Annotated in this window: 20 protein-coding genes and 1 pseudogene; 9 read left to right on the top strand and 12 right to left on the bottom strand. The window is 66.8% G+C overall.

What is annotated here, in order from left to right; genetic code table 11:
* Nucleotides 1-4: 4 nt before the first annotated feature.
* From G6N55_RS16550 to G6N55_RS16520, 7 genes are all read right to left on the bottom strand, one after another.
* Entirely contained in the window at nucleotides 5-2290 is a 2286-nt protein-coding gene (locus G6N55_RS16550) for a heavy metal translocating P-type ATPase (protein ID WP_085222279.1), read from the bottom strand.
* A 139-nt stretch (nucleotides 2291-2429) separates the two neighbouring features.
* Entirely contained in the window at nucleotides 2430-3518 is a 1089-nt protein-coding gene (locus tag G6N55_RS16545) for a hypothetical protein (RefSeq protein WP_085222280.1), read from the bottom strand.
* A 48-nt stretch (nucleotides 3519-3566) separates the two neighbouring features.
* The gene (locus G6N55_RS16540; protein WP_085222281.1) at nucleotides 3567-4337 is read right to left on the bottom strand and encodes an SDR family NAD(P)-dependent oxidoreductase; all 771 of its coding nucleotides are present in this window, start codon (nucleotides 4335-4337) and stop codon (nucleotides 3567-3569) included.
* Nucleotides 4337-5158 (bottom strand): mycofactocin-coupled SDR family oxidoreductase, encoded by an 822-nt coding sequence (locus G6N55_RS16535; protein WP_085222282.1) that lies wholly within the window; start codon nucleotides 5156-5158, stop codon nucleotides 4337-4339. The genes G6N55_RS16540 and G6N55_RS16535 overlap by 1 nt, the downstream gene beginning before the upstream one ends.
* A gap of 9 nt (nucleotides 5159-5167) precedes the next feature.
* Nucleotides 5168-6232, bottom strand: coding sequence for a hypothetical protein (locus tag G6N55_RS16530; protein ID WP_085222283.1), 1065 nt, complete (start codon nucleotides 6230-6232; stop codon nucleotides 5168-5170).
* A 25-nt stretch (nucleotides 6233-6257) separates the two neighbouring features.
* Nucleotides 6258-7382, bottom strand: a complete 1125-nt coding sequence (locus G6N55_RS16525) for a sulfotransferase family protein (protein WP_085222284.1) — start codon at nucleotides 7380-7382, stop codon at nucleotides 6258-6260.
* Nucleotides 7383-7386: 4 nt separating this feature from the next.
* Complete coding sequence (locus tag G6N55_RS16520; RefSeq protein WP_085222285.1) at nucleotides 7387-8262, bottom strand: SDR family NAD(P)-dependent oxidoreductase; 876 nt, start codon at nucleotides 8260-8262, stop codon at nucleotides 7387-7389.
* A 150-nt stretch (nucleotides 8263-8412) separates the two neighbouring features.
* On the opposite strand from G6N55_RS16520, the gene G6N55_RS16515 reads away from it, so the two are divergent.
* Together G6N55_RS16515 and G6N55_RS16510 are read left to right on the top strand one after the other, a co-directional pair.
* Complete coding sequence (locus G6N55_RS16515; protein WP_085222286.1) at nucleotides 8413-9375, top strand: LysR family transcriptional regulator; 963 nt, start codon at nucleotides 8413-8415, stop codon at nucleotides 9373-9375.
* Nucleotides 9376-9412: 37 nt separating this feature from the next.
* Nucleotides 9413-9886 (top strand): SRPBCC family protein, encoded by a 474-nt coding sequence (locus tag G6N55_RS16510; protein WP_085222972.1) that lies wholly within the window; start codon nucleotides 9413-9415, stop codon nucleotides 9884-9886.
* Nucleotide 9887: 1 nt separating this feature from the next.
* Here G6N55_RS16510 and G6N55_RS16505 read toward each other — a convergent pair whose 3' ends face one another.
* Nucleotides 9888-10442 (bottom strand): pyridoxamine 5'-phosphate oxidase family protein, encoded by a 555-nt coding sequence (locus G6N55_RS16505; protein ID WP_085222287.1) that lies wholly within the window; start codon nucleotides 10440-10442, stop codon nucleotides 9888-9890.
* 109 nt (nucleotides 10443-10551) lie between these two features.
* On the opposite strand from G6N55_RS16505, the gene G6N55_RS16500 reads away from it, so the two are divergent.
* Both G6N55_RS16500 and G6N55_RS16495 read left to right on the top strand, forming a co-directional pair.
* Nucleotides 10552-11217, top strand: coding sequence for a TetR/AcrR family transcriptional regulator (locus G6N55_RS16500; RefSeq protein WP_139826849.1), 666 nt, complete (start codon nucleotides 10552-10554; stop codon nucleotides 11215-11217).
* Between the two features lie 67 nt (nucleotides 11218-11284).
* Nucleotides 11285-11794 (top strand): YkgB family protein, encoded by a 510-nt coding sequence (locus G6N55_RS16495; protein ID WP_232078767.1) that lies wholly within the window; start codon nucleotides 11285-11287, stop codon nucleotides 11792-11794.
* On the opposite strand, the gene G6N55_RS16490 is transcribed toward G6N55_RS16495, so the two are convergent.
* Together G6N55_RS16490 and G6N55_RS16485 are read right to left on the bottom strand one after the other, a co-directional pair.
* Nucleotides 11735-12343: a TetR/AcrR family transcriptional regulator gene (locus G6N55_RS16490; RefSeq protein ID WP_232078766.1), complete on the bottom strand. Its 609-nt coding sequence runs from the start codon at nucleotides 12341-12343 to the stop codon at nucleotides 11735-11737. The two genes, G6N55_RS16495 and G6N55_RS16490, sit on opposite strands and share 60 nt — an antisense overlap.
* Complete coding sequence (locus tag G6N55_RS16485) at nucleotides 12340-13038, bottom strand: trimeric intracellular cation channel family protein (protein ID WP_139826850.1); 699 nt, start codon at nucleotides 13036-13038, stop codon at nucleotides 12340-12342. Before G6N55_RS16485 ends, G6N55_RS16490 begins: the two co-directional genes overlap by 4 nt.
* An 80-nt stretch (nucleotides 13039-13118) precedes the next feature.
* Here G6N55_RS16485 and G6N55_RS16480 point away from each other — a divergent pair, with 80 nt between their 5' ends.
* From G6N55_RS16480 to G6N55_RS16470, 3 genes are read left to right on the top strand one after another with little or no spacing between them, the layout of a single operon-like run.
* Nucleotides 13119-13760: a TetR/AcrR family transcriptional regulator gene (locus G6N55_RS16480; protein ID WP_085222290.1), complete on the top strand. Its 642-nt coding sequence runs from the start codon at nucleotides 13119-13121 to the stop codon at nucleotides 13758-13760.
* A 52-nt stretch (nucleotides 13761-13812) separates the two neighbouring features.
* The gene (locus tag G6N55_RS16475) at nucleotides 13813-15606 is read left to right on the top strand and encodes a flavin-containing monooxygenase (RefSeq protein ID WP_085222291.1); all 1794 of its coding nucleotides are present in this window, start codon (nucleotides 13813-13815) and stop codon (nucleotides 15604-15606) included.
* Nucleotides 15603-17174 carry a flavin-containing monooxygenase gene (locus G6N55_RS16470; RefSeq protein ID WP_085222292.1) on the top strand — a complete coding sequence of 524 codons (1572 nt, stop codon included), beginning with the start codon at nucleotides 15603-15605 and terminating at the stop codon, nucleotides 17172-17174. The genes G6N55_RS16475 and G6N55_RS16470 overlap by 4 nt, the downstream gene beginning before the upstream one ends.
* An 86-nt stretch (nucleotides 17175-17260) precedes the next feature.
* Here G6N55_RS16470 and G6N55_RS16465 read toward each other — a convergent pair.
* A pseudogene (locus G6N55_RS16465) lies at nucleotides 17261-17416 on the bottom strand (alcohol dehydrogenase); the annotation flags it as partial.
* An 88-nt stretch (nucleotides 17417-17504) separates the two neighbouring features.
* Here G6N55_RS16465 and G6N55_RS16460 point away from each other — a divergent pair.
* Entirely contained in the window at nucleotides 17505-18497 is a 993-nt protein-coding gene (locus G6N55_RS16460) for an FUSC family protein (RefSeq protein ID WP_163667356.1), read from the top strand.
* Between the two features lie 3 nt (nucleotides 18498-18500).
* Here G6N55_RS16460 and G6N55_RS16455 read toward each other — a convergent pair whose 3' ends face one another.
* On the bottom strand, nucleotides 18501-19901 hold the full coding sequence (locus tag G6N55_RS16455) for a DUF2252 domain-containing protein (RefSeq protein ID WP_085222295.1): 1401 nt from the start codon (nucleotides 19899-19901) through the stop codon (nucleotides 18501-18503).
* Between the two features lie 138 nt (nucleotides 19902-20039).
* Between G6N55_RS16455 and G6N55_RS16450 the strand changes: the two genes are divergently transcribed.
* Nucleotides 20040-21113 carry a sulfate ABC transporter substrate-binding protein gene (locus G6N55_RS16450; protein WP_085222296.1) on the top strand — a complete coding sequence of 358 codons (1074 nt, stop codon included), beginning with the start codon at nucleotides 20040-20042 and terminating at the stop codon, nucleotides 21111-21113.
* The last annotated feature ends 18 nt before the right edge of the window (nucleotides 21114-21131 follow it).

Below are 21131 nucleotides of genomic sequence, written 5' to 3'. Positions count from 1 at the left end.
CCAACTATCGCATATCGCCGGAACGGATCGTGCTCGCGAAGGAGCGCAGTCGCAGGCTGTTGCCGACGACAAAGACGCTGGAAAAGGCCATCGCGGCACCCGCGAGCATCGGGTTCAGCAGGCCCAGCGCGGCCAGCGGGATCGCGGCCACGTTGTATCCGAACGCCCAGAACAGGTTCATCTTGATCGTGGCCAGCGTCTTGCGGGAGAGCCGGATCGCGTCGACAGCAGCGCGCAGGTCGCCGCGGACCAGGGTCAGGTCGGCGGCCTCGATCGCGACGTCCGTGCCGGTGCCCATCGCGATGCCGAGATCGGCGGTGGCCAGGGCGGCGGCGTCGTTGACCCCGTCGCCGACCATCGCGACGACCTTGCCGTCGGACTGCAAACGCTGAACCACGGCGACCTTGTCCGCGGGCAGCACCTCGGAGATGACGTGCGCAATCCTGAGCTCGCCGGCGATGCGGTCGGCCACGATCGCGTTGTCACCGGTCAACAGGACCGGCGTCAGCCCAAGCTGCTTGAACTGCCGGATCGCCTCGGCGCTGGTCGGCTTGACCGTGTCGGCGATCACCAGGATCCCGCGGGCGCTGCCGTCCCAGCCCACCGCCACGGCCGTCTTGCCTTCGCTCTCGGCGCGGTCTTTCGCGGCCGACAACGTCGGGTCCAGGTACTGCGACCAATCGGCCAGCAGGCTCTCGCGGCCGACGACCACGGCGTGGCCGTCGACAACGCCTTGCACGCCCTTGCCTTCCACGTTCGTAAAGCCCTCGGGTGCCGGCAGCGAACCGAGTTCGGCGGCGGCGGCCCTGGAAATCGCTTGGGCAACCGGGTGTTCCGAGGCGTCCTCCAGCGCACCGGCGTAGCGCAGCAGCGCGGCGCGGTCGGTGTCGGGCGCGGTGACGACCTCGACCAGCGTCATCTTGCCGGTGGTCACGGTGCCGGTCTTGTCGAGCACGATGGTGTCGACCTTGCGGGTGGACTCCAGCACCTGGGGTCCCTTGATCAGCACGCCGAGCTGGGCCGCGCGGCCCGTTCCGACCAACAGCGCGGTCGGCGTGGCCAGGCCCAGTGCGCACGGGCACGCGATGATCAGCACCGCGACCGCGGCAGTGAACGCCGCGGCGACCGGGAATCCGGCGACAAGCCATGTCGCCAGGGTCGCCACGGCGATGGCGATGACGATCGGAACGAAGACTGCGGAGACGCGGTCGGCGAGCCGCTGGGCCTTGGCCTTGCCCGATTGCGCGGCCTCGACCAGCTTGGCCATCTGCGCCAGCTGGGTGTCTGCGCCAACCCGGGTGGCGCGCACCACGAGACGTCCGCCCACGTTCACGGTGGCGCCGGTGACGGCGTCGCCCTCGCCGATCTCGATCGGGACGGACTCGCCGGTCAGCATCGACGCGTCCACGGCCGACGACCCGGCCGTGACGATGCCGTCGGTCGCGATCTTCTCCCCGGGACGCACGACGAACTTGTCGCCGACCTTGAGCTGTTCGACGGGGATCCGGATCTCGACGCCGTCGATGTCGGGGCGCAGGATGTCGGGACGCAGCACCGCGACGTCCTTGGCACCGAGCTCCAGCAGGGCGCGCAGCGCGGCCCCGGCCCGCCGCTTGGCGCGCGTCTCGAAATAGCGGCCGGCCAGGACGAACAGGGTGACACCGGCGGCCACTTCGAGGTAGATGTTGCCGGCGCCGCTGCTGGGCGCAGTGGCCCGCGCCAAGGTCAGCGTGAAGCCGTGGTGCAGGTGGGGATGGCCGGCGGTCCCGAAGAACAGGGCATACAGCGACCACAGGAACGCCGAGAGGGTTCCGATCGACACCAGGGTGTCCATGGTGGCGGCGCGGTGCCTGAGGTTGGCCCAGGCCGCGGCATGGAAGGGCTGGCCCGCCCACACCACCACGGGAGCGGCCAGGGCCAGCGATGCCCACTGCCAGTTGCGGAACTGCAGCGCGGGGATCATCGCCATCGCGAGCACCGGGGTCGCGAGCACCACCGCCGTAATCAGCCGACTGCGCAGCGACGCCAGCTCGCGGTCGTCGGCGCTCGCCGCGGGTTCCGCGTGCCGTTGCGGCAAAACAGCGGTGTAACCGGCCCTTTCGACCTCGTCGACGACCAACTGCGGGTCGTATCCCGCCGGGACGCTGACCGACGCCCGCTCCAGGGCGAAGTTCACGGTCGCCGTCACGCCGTCGAGTTTGTTCAGCGCCTTTTCCAACCGCGCCGCGCACGAGCCGCACGTCATGCCGGTGATGTCCAGCTCCAGGTTGCTGCCGGCGCTCGTGGTCATGGCGCTCCTTCCCAATACCCCATTGGGGTACTCAAGCTCTCACCCTCTGTATACCCTTGTGGGGTATATACGTCAAGACGGTGTGACCCGCGCCATTCTGCCTGGTCGCGACGCGGTGTCGGGCGCGGGGCGTCCAGGCCTACGGCTGCGACAGCAACAGCATCAACCGGCCCTCCGGCGGCGCCTCGGCAAAGGCGCTCGGATCGAAGCCGTAGTACTTGCGCTGGTCGGCGGTGATCGCGTCGATCACCTTGCCGGTGGCCGTCAGCTGGCCTTGACCGACGCCCCCGTGGACGCGGGCCATCATGCCCTTGAAGTCGGGCACCGACAGCGATTCCGCGAGTAGCAGCGCCTCACCACCCGAGGCCAGCGTGACCAGGACCCCGGCACCCGCGTAATTGTTGCCGCCGCGCCCGGTGCCTCGCGGCGCCCAGTACACGGCTGGGGATGCCACCGTGCCGCTGACTCGCCGGTAGTCGCCCGGGTGGGCCGTGTCGGCGAGGGTCACGACCGGAAGCGCGGCGATCCTGCGTTGCTCTTTGAACCACATGGCGCCCAACGGGATGCAGACGATCGCGTACATCAGCACCAGCAGGACGAGCACCGGCTTCCAGGCGATCTCCCAGCCGAGCCGGCGTTGCGAGATCGGCAATCCCTCCAGCCGCGCATCCAGCTTCCGGCGCCCCAGGCGAAAGACGTACCAGGCCAAGATCCGGGTCAGCGCCATGCAGGCGAGGATGATCAGGCCGACGATCCCGGACACCCGCCAGTAGAACGTGCTGTCACCCTGATTCGTGGTCGCGGCCAGCATCACGGCCGGGATCGGCGCCGTAATCAGCAGCAGCAGTGCGTAACTCGGGTGGCTGGTCAGGTACGGATAGGTCACGGTCCATGCGCGGTTGCCGCCGTAGACGGTCATCGACCCGATATCGGCGTGCACCACCGGGGTCCACGAACCCTCCACCACCCGGGGCTTGACCAGCGAGCGCACGAAGAAGAAGCCGAAGATCAACGAGACTACCAGCGCGCCCCAGAACACCCCGTCGAGCCGCTCGCCCGTCCCCGGCACGCCGAATGCCCCGCGAATATCGATGACTTTGCCAATGAAGAAGGTCAACGGCATCACGAAGAAAAACTCGGTGAGCCATATCTGGATCAGCTGGGGAATCCGCGAGCCGATCCGGTCGAACGCCAACACGCGTTGCCAGACGAAGCGCAGGACGCCCATGGCGGGCGACTTTACCTCGCGATTGTGCCGCCGAGGTCTAGTTGAGCTTCATTGCCGCAAATGCGATCCGCCGCCGATGTACCACACCTGACCGGTGATCCACTCGGCCTCCTCGGAGAGCAGGAAAGTCGTCACCGCGGCGAGGTCGTCGGGTTTGCCCAGCCGGGTGGTCTTGCCGAACATCAGGAAGGCCTGCTGCAGCGAGACGTCGTTCTGCCGTTCCTGGGTCTCGCCCATCACCAGGCCGGGCATCACCCCGTTGCTCCTGATGTTGTGTTTGCCCCAGTTGACGGCGACGTGCCGGGTCAGGTGGTTCACGGCGGCCTTGGCGGCGCCGTAGGCGACGTGCCGCGGGTCGCTGCCCAGCGCGGCACCCGACGAAGTGTTCACGATGCTGCCGCCGCCTCCCTCCAGCAAGTGGGGCAGCACCGCCTGGATCGTTCGGACGTAGCCCAGCAGGTCGACGTCGAGCGTGCGCCGCCAGACGTCCATGCCGGTATCGAGAATCGTGGTGTCGCGGCCGAGATTGGCTTCCGAGAGGTCGGCGCCGACGTTGTGCAGACCGTGAATACCACCGAATTCGCCGATGGTTGAGTCGACGAGGTCCTGCACGGATCCCGCATCGGCAAGGTCGAATTGGATCGCGATCGCTCGGCCGCCGGAGTCGGTGATCTGTGCGGCAACGGCGGTGGCGCCCTCGATGTTGATGTCGCCGATGGCCACCCGGGCGCCCTCGGCCGCAAGGCGTTTGGCGGTGGCGGCACCGATCCCGGTGGCGCCGCCGGCCACCAGGAATGTCTTGTCCGTCAGCCCGCGCATCAGATGTATCCGACGCCGATGTCGACCGAAACCTGGGTTGCGGTAACGAGTCTGGATTGGTCGGAGGCCAGCCACGCGACGGCGTCGGAGATGTCTTCGGGCTGCGCGATGCCCTCGGGCAGCAGCGGCTTGTGCAGGCCGCGCAGATGCGGATAGTCGTCGGCTGCCGATTCCAGCGCCTCGCGCATCCGGCCGGTGCCCATCGGGGTGGCGACCGCTCCCGGGTTCAGGCTGTTGACGCGGATGTTGTAGCGGCCGAGCTCGGCGGCGAACGCACGCGCCATCCCGACGACGGCGTGTTTGCTTGCCGTGTAATGGATCATGAACGACTGCATCTTGATGCCGGCGGCGGACCCGATCAGAATGATCGACCCGCCGCGACCGCCGTCGATGATGTGGTGCGCACCGGCCATCACGGTGTTCCAGGTGCCAATCACGTTGGTGTCTATGGTGTCTCGAAACGCCTGCGCCGTGATTTGATCCCACGGGGCCGGGCAGCAGATTCCGGCGTTGGCGACGACGACGTCCAGGCGGCCCAGCTCGCCGACGGCCTCGTCGACCGCGGCCCGCAGCGCGTCGAGGTCGCGAATATCGACCGCCGCGGTCACAATCCTTCGCCCGCCGGCCCCGACCAGCCGCGCGGTCTCCGCCAGGTCGTCGGGCGTCGGCGAATCGTAGGGAACGCTCGACGGCAACGGGCCGGCGATATCCACCGCGATGACGTCGGCACCTTCGGCAGCCAGCCGCACGGCGTGCGCCCGGCCCTGTCCGCGTGCGGCGCCGGTCACCAGTGCCACCTTGCCTGGGATTAGTTGGCTCATCGGTCCTTCCTAGTCACGGGCGATCTTGTCGAGCGGGTTGGACCGTTCGAGCATTCCGTAGGTTTGTTCGCCATCCCACGTGTAGCGCACGCCGGCCTGCTGCAGGGCGGGGAAACTCGGCATCTCCTGCTTGAGGGCATTCATGGAATACATATCGTCGTCGTGGTGGATGTCGTGCGTGGAAAATACTGTCTCCCCGCTGATTTCGACGGTGCCGTCGGCCGTCTCGAGCACCAGCGAGACATCCTCGCCGAGGGGTCGCAGCCGGGTCAGCCACGGCGCCTGCACCACTCGTCCGGGTATCAGCCCGCCGTCGCCGGTGAAGACGAACCCCTCGTTGAACGTGGGCTTGCCATCGGGCCGCGGGGGATAGGCGATGTAGCCGAACGCCCTCCCGCTGGAAAACAACGCGGACTGCCAACAGTGGCCCCAGAATCCGGCCAGTTTGCGTACGCCGGTGCGACGGATGCGCAGCCCGCTGCCGGTGAATTTGTACTGTCTGCCGTCCGCACGCAATTCACCTGTGGCGGTGAACAATTGCTCGTAACGCGGCCCACCCATGATGGCGCCCACGGCGGTGGTCTTGAGCTGGGTGTCGGCGTCGGGCTGCAGCGCTCCCTGCACCCAGGGCGGCGCGGCCATCTTGGCCTCGACATGGAACCTGATGTCGGCGCCCGGCCCGCTCTTCTTGCCCGCGACCAAATCGGCCGACGAGGTCTTCACCGCCGGACCGTCGTAGGACATGGTCCAGGTCTCGAATGGCTCGATGCACTGGAAGGCCAGCCCTCCGGCGCCGAGCACGCTGGCCCGTCCGTCGGGACCCCGGGCCGGCAGCGACGGCTCGTTGGTGCGCAGCCGATACACCCGGCCGTCGGGAAAAGCGACGTTGACCTGAACGTCGTGCGAGTCCCAATTCGCGCCCACCGCTTCGATTCCGATGCGTGGCAGGCCGATCTCGCCGCGGTCGTCGACAACCCAGAAGCTCACCGAGTCGCGCATCTCCGGGTCCTGCGGTCGCTGCGCCAGCATGTACTCGCGCGCTGGATCGATACCCCCGGTTAGATCAACGGTCATCGAATGTCCTTTGCTCGTAGGCGTTTCAGTGCGCGGTCCAGCGGCGGGCGCTGTCCGCATAGCGGGCGAACCGGGGGCGCACCTCGTCGAAATCGATGCCGAACTGCATCGGGTCGGCGTGCGAGCTCGGCTCGCGCTCGGCGGCGGCGTGCGTCCACCAGCTCTGCATTTGTGCTTCGAACTGCGCACCGACCGGGACGCCCAGCCATCCGTACAACCGGGTGACTTCCCCGATCGGGTCGTCCTGCATGGCGCGAAAGTCGATGTCGTAGAACCGATCCTCGGCGCCGTCCGCGCGGAACCGCAGGGCCCGCTGCATGCCCAGCGACCAATGCTCGACATTGAGCCGTCCGATGTACGGGCGGTCGATCGCGTCGCTGAATGTTCCGATGATGTCGGCATACAGATCGGCGACGGACAAGATGACGTCGGTCGGATCGCGATGTGTCATCACGAACCGCGCGTCGGGGAACGCGGCATCCAGGGCGTCGAGCCACAACACGTGCGACGGGCATTTCAGCCGCCACGGACGCTGTGGCTCGCCCCATGCCAGCAGCTTCATCACCCGGCGCTGATAACGCAAGGTGGGCGTGAGATCGGCGTCCTGGACCAACCATGTTGAATACAAAGGTATTTGGGCGAAGGATTGGAAGATGTGCGACTTGAAATCCAATGCCATCAGCTCGTGGCATTCCATCGGTCCATGCGTGTCGCCGGGGACGTGGCGGCGGGTGCCGACCATTTCGCCCTGGTCGGGTGGGATCCGCGGATCCACACCCCGCACCGTGGCAGGCGGCGGACAGGGTTGCGACGATTCCCAGCGCCGCAGATAGCGCACGTCCGGATCCTGGGCCAGCAGCATCGACAACGCGGTGGACCCGGTCCGCGGTAAACCCAAGCCGATCAACGGCGCGGCGATCGGGACGTCGTCGATCTCGGGGTGGCGGCGATACCAATCCTCGACCTGCAGGCGCTGCGACAGATAGCCCACGATGCGCTGGTGCAGGAACGCCTGGCCGCGCTCGTTCAGCCGCGCCTCGTCCCGCAACGCGGAGAGCAGGATGTCGAGGCCTTCGGCGTAAGATTCCTCGCCGAAGTCGGTGAGACCGGTCTGGGCTTTGGCTTCGTCACATAAATCGTTGCGGTACAAGGTGTTAACCCATCCACTGGCCGCCGGCGACGTCGATGGTCTGGCCGCACATGTAGTCGGCGGCCTCCGACGCCAGGAAGGCGACCATGTTCGCGGCTTCCTCGGGCAGTGAGGCCCGCCCCAGCTGAACCTGGTTGGTGATCGCCTCGTGGATGGCGCCGCGTCCCGCGCGGTGCTTGTCGTCCTGCGGATCGAGCAGGTACTGGCGCATCTCCGGTTTGATCATGATGCCCGGAGCCACGCCCAGCACATTGACACCGCGCAGGGCGACCTCGTGGGCGAGGTTGCGGGTGAACCCGATGACCCCGGCCTTGCACGAGTTGTAGACGACCAGGCCGCGTTGCTGAATGCGGCCGCCGACCGATCCGATGTTGATGATCTTTCCCGAACCCTGCGGCAGCAGGTACTGCAGCGCCGCATGCGCGCCGTACATCATCATCGTGAGACTGCCCAGGACGGTGTAGTCGATTTCCTCTTTGGTCTGCTTCTCGAAGGGGCCGGCCGCGACCATCACCGGATTGTTCACCATGATGTCCAGACCGCCGAGTTCGTCATGCGCCTGCGCGACCGCGCCGTGCACCTCGTCCCAGTCGGACATGTCGGCCTTGACGGGGATGGCCCGCACCCCCCAGCGCTGCTCGACCTCCTTGGCGCGGCGCTCCACCTTCTCGAAGGTCCGTCCGATCAGCGCCACGTCGGCGCCGCAGCCGGCCAGCCGGTTCGCGATCGCCTGGCCCAGGCCGTCGCCCCCGGCGCCGGTGACGAACGCTTTCTTGCCGGACAGGTCCATCAGCTCGGTCACCCGCTTGCCGATGATGTGCTCGGGCAGCCGGTCCAGCCCCAGCAATTGCACCCAGTCCTGGTCGTCCTGCAGTTGCATTGAAGCCGACCTCCCAGTCAGACCCGCACGGCATCGCATCGGTGCGCCATGCCCACATCGCCGACGATATGACCGGATCGGGGGCGTGAGGTAATACCAATTCGGGAAACCAGTCATGCCGGTTTTGTATGGCTGGTAGATCTGGAAGCGATGGACACCCACCGGCTCAAATACTTCCTGCGGATCGCGGAGGAAGGCTCGATCTCCCGCGCTGCCACGGTGCTGGGCATCGCCCAGCCCGCACTGAGCCGTCAGATCCGGCTGCTGGAGGAGGACCTGGGCATCACGCTGTTCGAGCGGACCCGCCGCGGCGTGCACCTCACCGAAGAGGGCGAACGCCTGCGGTCGTCGACGGCCGCGCCGCTGCGTCAGCTGGAGCTCGCGGTCCGCTACGCCGGATCACCGCTGGCTCGCATCGAGCGCGGTCTACTGTTCGGCATGGTGCCCACCGCCGCCCGGGTGCTGGCCGCGCCGCTGTTGGCCAGCCTCGGCGCGGCGTTCCCGAACGTGCACTTCCATGTCGCCGTCGCCGAGACCGACGACCTGATGCAACGCATGCTCAAGGGTGCGGTCGATCTTGCCGTCGTCAATCCGGTCTCCGACGACCGGCTCTTCTATCGCAACCTCGTCGTCGAGGACCTCGTGCTGGTCGGCGGGCCCGCATCGGATCTCTCGCCGGCGAGCCCGGTGCGCTTCACCGACCTGGCCGCACTGTCGCTCGTCATGCCCAGTGCTCAGACCGGGATTCGCAATACCTTGGAGAACACGGCGCTGCGCATGAAAGTCGCTATCACAGCCCGATTTTCGACGGATTCGCTGGACGTCTGCAAGCAGCTGGTCGAGGCGGGCCTGGGATATGCGGTGCTGCCGCCGGCGGCGTGTGGCGCCGAGGTCGAAGCCGGGCGGCTGCGCAGCGCGCCGATCTGCGAGCCCGAGATCAATCATCAGCTCGGCGTCGGTACGACCGCGGCGCTGGAACTGCCGCGCGAGTTCGCGACGAAGATCGGGGTCGTCTTGCGCGAAGAGGTCGCCCGGCTGACCAAATCCGGATTGTGGCCGGCGCGCTTCGCGTCCTCACCCGTGTGGGATCCGAATATTCCGGAGCCGCAGTAGCCGGGGCTACGCTGCCCGGTAGGTGGAAGGAGACATCATGACCGTCGTCATCGTCGACGCGGGCCCCCATCAGGTAAGCAGGTCGGTTGATGTGGCCGCGCCCGCCGCGGAGCTCTATGAGTGGGCGGCCGATCCCCGGCGGCATTGCGAGCTGGACGGATCGGGCACCGTTGTCGGCAACATCAAAATGCCGGACGCCTTGGTCGTCGGGTCGAAGTTCTGCACCAGCATGAAGATGCTGGGTGTGCCGTACCGGATTACCAGCACGGTGACCGAACTGAAACCGCACGAACTGATCGAATGGCGTCATCCGCTGGGTCATCGCTGGCGCTGGAAATTCGAGTCGTTGTCACCCACCCTGACCCGGGTCACCGAGACGTTCGACTACCGCGACGCGGGGGCGTTGAAAAAGAAACTGAAGTACTACGAGCGGATGGGGTTCGCGAAGGGCAACGCGTCGGGCATCGAGGCGACGCTGGCCAAGCTGCGCGATCGCTACGCCGCGAAGTAGGTCAGGCCGTATCGTCGGCGTCCCACGCGACCAGGCCGGACACCCAGTGGGTCACTTCCTCGGCTTGGTCGTTGCGGTACAGGTGCCGCGGGGGTTGCGCGTAGCTGGCGTAAGGCCGGCATCGGATGACGACGCGATTCTCTCGCTCCGACATCTCCGTGACGTAAGGCCGCGCCTCTTCGGCGAGTGGTTCGCCGGACATCCGGCCGGCGACGGCCATCATCACGTCGACCACCAGATCGCGGTCTCGTTCGATCGTCGCGTCGGCATATACCTGCAGGTAGGCGAAGGGCCATCGCTCGTCGAGCACGCACAGACCGACCTTGCCGTCGCGTGCGAGGATGCGGGCTTTGCCGCGGTCGGCCATCGTGGACACCAGCAGTTCGCCGGCGTCGGTGGGGACGTAGTACACGATCGACATGGCGGGGCCGTCGTTGCGCCGGCGGTAGCCGAACACGCAGGTGCGATGGGTGCGCACGAATTCGCGTCGCTCGGACGGACGCATGTCGCGGTCCGTCGGTGCCGTGTAGGGCTCGGTGGCCAGCGGAAGAAGCATGACGAAATGCCTTTGTTATCAGGGGTATTGACCCGGCTATAAATAATGGATACAGTGTCACCATAAATACTGATGGTGTCAAGTCGCCGCAATCCCTAAATTGGGCGATGTGACCGACGTCAACCAACCGTCGCCGGCCCGCTCCCGCGGGCGTCCCGCGCTGCCGGTAGAGCGGATCATTGCGGCGGCCGTCGAAATCCTCGACGAACAAGGCGCCGACGCGCTGTCGATGCGAACGCTGGCACAGCGCCTGGGATCTGGCACCGCAACGCTGTACCGTCACTTCGCCAGCCGATCCGAGCTGGTTTCCGCGGTGGTCGACCACATACTCGGGGCAGTCGACGTCGACCCCGATGAGCTCGCCGCACTGCCATGGCAGCAAGCCTGTAGTTTGTCCGCGCAGTACATGTTTGACGCGCTGTGCCGGCACGGCAATGTCGCCGCCCTGCTGATCGACTACATCCCGATGGGGCCGAATGCGCTGGCCCATCGCGAACGGTGTCTGTCGGTGCTTCTCGACAGCGGCTTTGCGCCGGGGGTCGCCGCCCACGCCTACGCGACCCTGGCCCGCTACGTCCTCGGCTTTGCCATCCAACACTCCGGGGCGGCCGATACTGCGCAAGATGCCGAGTCGGCCAGTGCATTCCAGCAACTCGACCCCGAGCGGTATCCCGCGACGGCGTCCGTCGCCGACGCTCTCCCTGTTCCCTTGGCGGAGGAGTTCACGTTCGGATTGCAACTCTTGGTCGCCGGGCTCGAGCAGCTGCAGAACTGAACTCAATGGCGGCGTTCTTCGTGGATCTTCTGGATGACCAGCCCCGCCTGCCAAAGGACTTCGTTCAATGACCGGTTCGATGATCAGTCGTACCTTTACCAACGCACCGCATCCGTTGTCGGATTCGCTGATCCGCCTGGGTCATCTGATCAGTCGTTATGGTCTGGTCGTCGTGCTGGCCTGGATCGGGTTCGGCAAGTACGTGAAGATGGAATCCCGCGTGCTGATCGAACACAACCCGCTGATGAGCTGGGTTTACGACGTCTTCAGCGTCACGACGGTTGCCCGCGGGCTGGGAACGATGGAAATCGTTGCCGCCCTTCTCATCGCGTTGCGCCCGGTGTGGCCACGCGTGTCGGCGATCGGAAGCGCGCTGGCGGTGGTGCTGTTCCTGGGGACGCTGAGCTTTCTGTTCACCACTCCCGGGGTGGTCTCGACCCACGCCGCGGGATTGCCCGTGCTGTCGGCACTGCCGGGCCAGTTCCTGCTCAAGGACCTGGTGCTGATCGGGGTCGCGCTATGGACGCTCGGCGACGCGCTGCGTGAAGAGCGTTCCCCGTATCAGGCTCTTGGCTGAACCCAGCGCGGCTTGATAGGTCTGCGCGGGGAGGCTGTCCGCCTGCTCCGACAGCCCCCGGGCCAGCGCGCAGATTGCTTCGACCGCCGACCGGGTATCGGTCTCGCCCGACAGCGTCCCGCGTTGCCGGGCATCGTCGATGATCTCGAAGACGACGTCGTGCAACGCCTTGGATCCCGGGGATTCCGCCGTGCCCGCGGCGCGCAGCGCCCGCAAGAACCCGGTCAGATACGGGTAGTCACGGACCAGTCGCGTCGACTCGTCGAGCACCGCGTCGAGCCGGTCGATGACGTCCTCGCGCTGCCCCGCGGCCGACCGCAGCCGGGGCAGCACGATCTCCTCGATCTCCTTGCCGGTCGCGTGCAACAGTTCGGACTTGTTCGGAAAGTAGTGATACAGGCTGCCACTGGTCATGTCCGCGGCCCGGGCGATCTCGCGGATGCTCGCCTGCGAGTAGCCGACCTCGGCCACGCAGCGCATTGCGGCGGTGATGATGCGGCGGCGGGTCTCCTCGCTGTCCGCGCCCACCGGGCGGCCCAGCTGGTTCACCGGTCGTCGCGGCGGCGTGGTCGGGTGCCGATCCGGATGCGCCAGGTGCGCTTGCGCCGCGTCAGGTAGTAGTCCGCGGTCAGGCTCTCGCCGAGCCGCCAGCCGCGCCATCTGGCCAGCAGGCACAGGCCCGAGCCGACGACGATTCCCGCCAGCTCGCCCAGCGGCGCCATGCCGTAACGGGAGAGCAGCACCACGGTGCCGCTGGCCGCCACCGCGGGCGTCGCGTAAAGGGTATTGCCGCCGAAGATCGCCGGTGTGCGGTGCACCGCCAGGTCACGCAGCGCCCCGCCCCCGACGGCGCTGATCGTTCCGAGCAAAATCGCTGGGAGCCAAGACAATCCGGACCCCAAGGTCTTCTCCGCGCCGGCCACTGCCCAGGTGCCCAGCGCCAGCGCGTCGACAACCGGATAGATCAACGACCACAGCCGGGCGCGCAGCGGTATCAAGAATGCGATCGCCGCTCCCGCCAGCGCAACCACGACGTAGAGCGAGTCCGTCAATGCCACCGGCGGCCCGTGCTGCAGCAGCGTATCGCGAATCAAGCCGCCGCCGAGTCCCGACAGGATCGCAAGAGCGACGAATCCCACTGGATCCATGCGGAATTCGCGCGCCACGACGCCGCCCAGCACGGCATTGACGAACACGCCGGCCAAGTCGATTGCGCGGGAGAATTCCCCCAACGCGAGGTTCACGGCCGCTCACCTCCGGAATTACCAGGTCGGTCAAATATATTCGACGGTGTACCGCGCCCGCGGTCGAAGGGTGGGCAACTATGCGCGCCAGGACACAGCTGGGCCGCCCGGTCGGCGCCAGCGGTGAACAGACCCGTCGGCGCATCATCGTCGCGACGATGAAATGTGTGGCCGAGGTCGGCTATGCGAAGGCGACGATCCGTGAGATCGCCCGCATGGCGGACATGACCAGTGCCAGCCTGTACAACTATTTTCCGAACAAGTCGGAGCTGATCAAGGCGGCCATCGCGGCCCGAACCGACACGGCCATGCCCCGGCTGCGCCGGGCCGCCCAACGCCCCGGCAATATCGTCGACCGGATTGAGGCCGTGCTCGAGGAATCCGGCCAATTGATGCGCGAGTACCCGGACTTGGCCGCGTTCGAGTTCGCGATCCGGGCGGAAACCGTTGCGGCGCGCCGGACATCGCGCGGGCAGCCGAAGAATCCCGGGTTCGAGGCGTTCCGCGAGATCATCGAGGGCGTCGTCGAGGACGCTCGACAGCGCGGTGAGCTCGGTGACCATCCGGATTCGCGGGCCGTCGTCGCGGCACTCTATGCGCTCGTCTACGGCCTGACGGAGGTGGCGGCCACGCTGCCGCCGGAGGACTACCATGCCGCGCTGGGCTCGGCGAAGGTGCTGGTCAGGGGAGCTTTGTTCGACCAGAAGGCGGCATCTCCTTGATACGATCAAGTGATTGATTATAGAGTCGACGCCGAAGAGCGGAGTCGGGATTTTGACCGAGACTGTCGGGTGCGCGTTCGACGTCGATGCGCTGCGGCGCAAGTACGCCGAGGAACGCGCGCGCCGGTTGCGGCCCGACGGGATCGACCAGTACGTGGAGATCGCCGGTGACTTCGCCCGGTTCGCCGAAGATCCCTGGGTCGACCAGGAATTCGACCGAGAGCCCCGGACCGACGAGGTCGACGTCGCGATCGTGGGGGCCGGCTTCGGTGGACTGCTGACCGGGGCGCGGTTGCGCGAGCTCGGCGTGCAAAGCATGCGGCTGATCGACCGGGCGGCCGACGTGGGCGGCACCTGGTACTGGAATCGCTACCCGGGGATCGCCTGCGATGTCGAGTCCTACGTGTACATCCCGCTGCTGGAGGAACTCGGCTACATCCCGGTGGAGAAATACGCCAAGGGCGCGGAGATCTTCGCGCACTGCCAGCGCATCGCCCATCGGTACGATCTGTACCGCGACGCATGTCTGCGCACCGATGTGCAGGAGATCCGTTGGGATTCAACGGAATCACGCTGGATCATCCGCACCAACCGGGGCGACGAGATGCGGGCCAAGTTCGTTTCGATGGCAAACGGGTATCAAGCCAAGCCCAAACTGCCGGGCATCCCGGGGCTCGGGTCGTTTCGCGGTCACACGTTTCACACCAGCCGCTGGGATTACCGCTACACCGGCGAGAAGCTGGAGAACCTGGCCGGTCTGCGCGTCGGGATCATCGGCACCGGCGCGACGGCGGTCCAATGTGTGCCGCATCTGGGCGCCGCCGCGCGGCACCTCTACGTCTTCCAGCGCACCCCGTCGTCGGTCGATGTGCGCGCCAACGCGGCTACGGATCCTCAGTGGGTCAACACCTTACAGCCCGGCTGGCAACGCCGTCGCATCCAGAACTTTCAGATCCTGACCGCCGGCGGGCAGGCATCCGAGGATCTGGTCGCCGATGCCTGGACGAGCATCACCCGCAAGCTCCCGGTGATGCGTCACGACGGCGACGGGTCGGTGGATCCGGAGCAGCGCGGCCGCGACATCGAGCTCGCGGACTTCGCCAAGATGGAGGAGATCCGGGCGCGGGTCGACGAGATCGTCGTCGACCGCGCCACCGCCGAGGCGCTCAAACCCTGGTACGGCTACTTCTGCAAGCGACCGTGCTTTCACGACGACTATCTGCAAACCTTCAACCGCGACAACGTGACGCTGGTCGACACTCAAGGTCGCGGTGTGGAGCGCATCACCGAGTCCGGCGTGGTCGTCGACGGGGTGGCCTACCAGCTCGACTGCCTCATCTTCGCAACGGGTTTCGAGGTGGGCACCGACTACAGCCGTCGTACCGGCTTCGAGCTGATCGGCCGCGACGGCGTGAGCCTGACCGAATCCTGGAACAACGGGGTGCGCACCTTTCAAGGCTTGTGCGCCAACGGATTTCCGAATTGCTTCATCGAAAGCATCTCCCAGGCGGGACTGACGGTCAACTTCCCGTACCTGCTTGACGTCCAAGCCACACATGCCGCCTGGATCATCGCGTGGGCCCTCGAGAACGGCGCCACCGAGGTCGAGGCGTCGATCGCCGCCGAAGCCGCGTGGGTCGACACGGTGGTGGCCCGCTCGACCGCGACCGCCGAGCGGGCCAAGACCTGCACGCCCGGTTACTACAACCGCGAGGGCAAGGCGGACGCCAAGACCCGACAGGGCAGTTTCTTCTTCGGCACGCCCACCGAATACGCCGACATCCTGGAGGCCTGGCGGGCCCAGGGCGACATGGCCGGCCTCGAGATTCGCCGGGCCGGCCCGTGAAGTATCTACTCGGCCGGGCCCGGGCGGCGACTCGGCGTCGACGCTCACCCAGGGTCGCGATCATCGGCGCCGGATTCGGCGGGCTGGGCGCGGCGGTCGCGCTGCGCCGGGCCGGCATCGACGACCTGGTGATCATCGAGGCCGGCGACGGCGTCGGCGGCACCTGGCGGCGCAACACCTATCCGGGCGCCGCATGCGATGTCCAAAGCCACCTGTACTCGTTCTCGTTCGCGCCCAACAAATCCTGGAGCCGAACCTACGCTCGGCAGCCCGAGATTCTCGCCTACCTGGAGTCGGTGGCCGACGACTTCGATCTGCGCCGTCACCTACGGCTCAACACCAGGGTGCGCTCGGCGGCATGGAATGCGGACACCTGGAGCTGGGAGTGTCTGCTGGAACGCGACGGCCGCACCGGCACGCTGAGCGCCGACGTGGTGGTCTGCGCCGTTGGGCTGTTCGGCTCGCTGAAGCTGCCCGATATCACCGGTTTGACCGATTTCGGTGGCTCCGTCATGCACACCGCAGGGTGGGATCACGGCTTCGCGCCGGCGGACAAGAAGGTGGCGGTGATCGGCACCGGCGCCAGCGCGATTCAGCTTGTCCCCGAACTGGCCAAGGCCGCCGCAGGGGTGACGGTTTTTCAGCGTTCCCCGCCATGGATGGTCCCCAAAGACGACCGGCCATACAGCGCAACCGAATTGGCGCAATTCCGGCGCAGCCCGTTGGCGGTACGTCGCGCTCGCTGGCAGATTTGGAAACTGCTGCACGACAACACCGCAACCTTCGCGGACGACCCGGTGGTCGCGGACCGCACCCGGATCGCCACGTCTTTTCTGGAGCGCACCGTGGCCGACGCCGGGCTGCGCCGCGCCCTGACGCCGGACTATCCGTTCCGCTGTAAGCGGGTGCTGCTCGGCGACGACTACTACCGGGCATTGCAGCAGGACAATGTCGCGCTCGTCACGGACCCGATCGACCGGATCACCGAGACGTCGGTCGTCACCACCGCCGGTGAGGTGGTCGACGTCGACGCGATCGTGCTGGCGACCGGATTCGAGACGTCGCATTATCTGTCGGGCATCGAGGTGGTCGGAAGCGGCGGGCAGCGCCTGCACGAGCGGTGGGGCGAGGATCCCAGCGCGTACCTGGGTGTCGCGGTCGCGGGGTTCCCGAACTTCTTCATGCTGTACGGCCCCAACACCAACCAGGGCGGCAACTCGATCGTCTACATCCTGGAGGCCGGTGCGCGCCTGGTGACCAGCGCGGTCACCCGGCTGGCGCGCCGCGGCGGCTACCTCGAGGTGCGCCCCGAGGCCGAAAAGCGCTACAACGACCGGCTTTCCGCCGACTTGGAGCACACCATCTGGACCCAGTGCGACAGCTACTTTCGCTCGCCGACGGGCCGGATCGTCACCCAGTGGCCGCACACCGCGCTGGAATACGCGCGCCGGACCTGGCGGCTGCGAACCCGGGACTGGCTGCACCACACTGGGGCGGCTCCAGGCGGCGGACGTGGGCTAGCCGATACCGAAATCGATCACGCCGCGGATCAGTTCACCCGAGGCTAGATCGGCGTAGGCGTCGTTGATCTCGTCGAGCCCGTAGCGCTTGGTGATCATCTCGTCGAGGAGTAGGTGTCCGACTCGTACAGCGTGGCCAGCCTGCCCTGCCGGATGTGTTCATCGGAGTGGCAGAGCCCGGTGGCGGCCGGCCGCCCCAAAACCTCACCGGCCCGAGGCGGATCCAGCTCGAACTCCTCCACCGACCAGGGACGGCCGTACTCGTAGAGGATCGCCGCGCGGCTTCGCATCGACATTCGGCCTTCCGTGAACTCGCTGGTTGTGCTGGGGTAGGCAAACGTGAGGACTGCTTCGCTTACCAGGACCATAGACAGCGGCGTGGCGGCCGTTCAACGTTTGCGCGATGTGCTGTGGGCGATCGCCGAGGCGTCGGTGGCCGCGGGGGTGGCGTGGTACATCGCCCATGACGTGCTGGGCCACCCGGACCCCTTCTTCGCACCGATCGCCGCGGCGGTGTGCGTGTCGGCGAGCACTGTGTTTCAAGCCCAACGGGCGGTCCAGAACATTGTCGGTGTGGCGCTGGGGATCTGCCTCGGCTCCACGGTGGTGCAACTGTTCGGCACCGAGTGGATTGCCATGGCCGCCACGGTGTTTGCCGTGTTCTGCGTGGCGGTGCTGCTCGGGCAGGGGATCCTGGCGCGGGACTTGACCTTCGCCAATCAGGCCGCTGGGTCCGCGATCCTGGTGATGGCGTTGTCGGTCGGCACCGACAGTGTTTTTCAACGCCTTCAGGAGGCGCTGATCGGTGGCGGTGTGGCGCTCGTGTTGAGCATCCTGCTGTTCCCGCCCAATCCGCGCGCCGCGCTGCGCGGCGCCCGGGTCGGCGTCTTCGCCGCCCTGAGCGACCTGCTCGCCGAGACCGAGGACCGGATCGGCGGCGCTGCGGCGATCCCGTCGGGCTGGCAGTACGCGGCCGTCGATCGGCTGCACGAGCGGCTGGAGGTACTCGCCAAGGCGCGCACTCACGCTCGTCATCTCGCGTGGATCGCGCCTCGGCGCTGGCCCGCGCGCGACGCCGTTCGAGGTGCGGAGCGGCAAGCCGCGCAGGTGGCCGTGCTCGCCGGCTCGCTGCTGTACCTGGCGCGCGCCGTGACGACGGCCTTCACCGTCAGCGGGTCGATTCCCCCGCCGGTGCACGACGCGATCGGTGAGCTCGAGGCGGGACTGACCCTCGGTGAGACGGATCCGGATTCGGCGAGTGTCCGCGTCGCCGCCGCCCGCGAATGCGTTGCCGCGACCGATTCGGCGTTTAGCGGTGTCGTCCAAATCTGTGCCGAAGACCTACAACTCGTGATCGACCTTCGGCAGTAGGCGCTAGCGCGCGGGATCCTCGGCAACCTCGATGTCGCCGGCGTCGGCCGCCGCGCGCAGTTGATGGAAGTCGTCGAGGGACTTGTCCGCGTACGCGTATGACCATTCGGCGACCGCTTCGTGCACCGCGTCGCTGGTGCCGACATACCCGCGCAGGATCGAGGCATTCGCGCTTTGGGAATGCGCCCGCGCCAGCAGCACGGCGCACGCGCTGACGTAGTCGGAGAAGGTGGCAGGCGACATGCCTTCGGTCTCGATGGTGCCCTTCATGTCGTGGAACTGACGAACGTAGTAGTCGCGGCCGTCCTTGCGAGTCGATCCAAGGAACACATCCGACATGGCCTGCAGGATCTGCTGGCCGTCGGTCACGCGCACCCCCTGGCCGTTGGCCTCGATCGCCGTGGTCAGGCTCTCGGGCTGGCGCCAGCCGCCGTATTCGTCGAGCACCGACCGAGTGGCCTCCTTGATCTGCAGGATCAATGGCGTGTCGTTCGGGCCCACCAGGATGACCAGGTAGCAACGCGTACCGACGCTGCCGACCCCAACCACCCGTAGTGCGACATCGGTGACCCGGAAGTGCGACAGCAGCAGCGCGATATCCGCCGGCACCGCGGCCAGGTACTCCTGGATCGATGCCACCAGGAAGGCTTCGACGTCCTCGTCGACGTGCTGCAAGACCGGGGGTGCTTCCCGCAGGCGCGGAGTACCGTCGGGCCCAATCTCGGTGATCTGCTTGAAGACTCGGGCCGATGTCCGGCTACGGGCCCGGGAGATCGTCTTCTGGATCACCGCCTGCAGACCCTTGGAGACCGTCCCGGTGTAGTGCTCGGGTTCCACCCGCAGGTAGTACCGCTCCAGAACGTCCATCTCCTCGAGCATCGACTCCAGGCTGCGCTGATAGCGCACGAGCGCCTGTTCGACACAGCGGCGAATCGCCTTGGCCGGGTAGCCGGCGTGACGGCCCCCGATCACCGCACTGGTGATCAAGCGCTTGGCGTCCCACTCGGCCGGAGCCACCGCGGCCTCGTCGAAGTCGTTCAGGTCGAAGACGATCGAGCGGTGCGGGGCGGCGTACAAGCCGAAGTTGGAGACGTGCGCGTCGCCGCAGCACATGATTTCGATCCCGCTGGTCGGGCTCGCGGCGAGATCGGCGGCCATCACCGCCGCCGAACCTCGGTAGAAGGCGAACGGGTCGGCGAGCATTCGTGCGAACCGCAGGGGGACGAGTTCGCTTATCCGCCCGGCATTTTGGGCGACGAGAATCTCCGTCGCGGACCGCGCCGAGGGAGTCAGCTGCGCGAGCGAACGCCGTGGAACCGTCTTACGCAGCGCCCGGCCGCGGGCCGCATCCTCGGCCGGAACTTCGAGATCGATCAGGCGGTCACGCAACGCCCGCTGCGGCATCTGCTCAGCATACGTAGCGCGCGCATTTAGCGTCAGACTGATTCTCAACGCTGTCATGACGTGGCCTTTTGGTTAACATCGCCGAAAATGCTGGGTGCCAGGCGCATCGTCTGGAGATTGTTTTGAGAGGACGCCTGGATGTTGAAACCGCGTCCGACGCTGAAGCATTTCCTTCCGCACATTAGCTGGCTCAACGTCATTGGCGTGCTGGCAATCGTGTTCGCCGCGACCGCCCTCGTGGTCAAGAACGTCCCGCAGGCGGGATCCAACCAAATCCTGAACGTCTCCTATGACCCCACGCGCGAGCTGTATGCGGCGATCGATAAGGCGTTCATCCCGCAGTATCGGACGCAGACCGGTGTCACCCTGGACATCAAGGAGTCACACGGCGGTTCGGGCCGCCAAGTCAGGAGTGTCCTCGACGGCACCCAGAAGGCGAGCGTGGTGTCGCTGGCGTTGATCAGCGACATCCAGACGTTGAGCAAGCACGGACTCATCGCGCCCGACTGGCGGCAGCGCCTGCCGAACAATTCGGTGCCGTACACATCGACCGTCGTCTTCGTCGTCCGCAAGGGCAATCCCAAGGGCATTCGTGATTGGCCCGACTTGGTCAATGCCGGTGTGTCCGTGGTGTCACCGAACCCGCGCAGCTCCGGCAACGGTCAGTTGAGCGTGCTGGCGGCATGGGGTTCGGTGACCACTCGTGGCGGCACCGCGGCCCAGGCGAAGACTTACGTGAAGTCGCTGCTGCAGCACGTCGCGGTATCCGACGCCGGTGCGCGCAGCGCGGGCGACAGTTTCACTCTTTCCAAGATCGGTGACGTGCAGTTGACGTGGGAGAACGAAGCGCTGCGCGAGGTCGCCGCGAATTCCGACGATCTCGAGCTCGTCTATCCGCCGGTCAGCATCCTGGCCGAGCCGGCGGTGGCCTGGGTCGACGCGAACATCACCGAGCCCAACACCGCGACCTACGCCAAGGCGTATCTGGAGTATCTGTTCACCGATGCCGGCCAGGAGCAGGCCGCGCAATTCGGCTATCGACCGTTCAAGCCGGGGATCCTCGCCAAACACGCGGACCGGCTGCCTCCGCTCGCGCTGTTCGGAATCGCTGAGATCGCCAAGGACTGGAGCGATGCGCGCGAGCAGTTCTTCGGCAACAACGGAATCCTCGACACGATCTCGGCGCCGCCCGCCGCGGCGTCGGGAACCTAGCGGAAAGACGTGGCCAAG

This window comes from Mycobacterium florentinum (assembly GCF_010730355.1).
Taxonomy (GTDB): Bacteria; Actinomycetota; Actinomycetes; order Mycobacteriales; family Mycobacteriaceae; genus Mycobacterium; species Mycobacterium florentinum.
The sequence above is the reverse complement of the archived record's forward strand: the minus strand, read 5'-3'. Positions and strand labels throughout refer to the sequence as shown.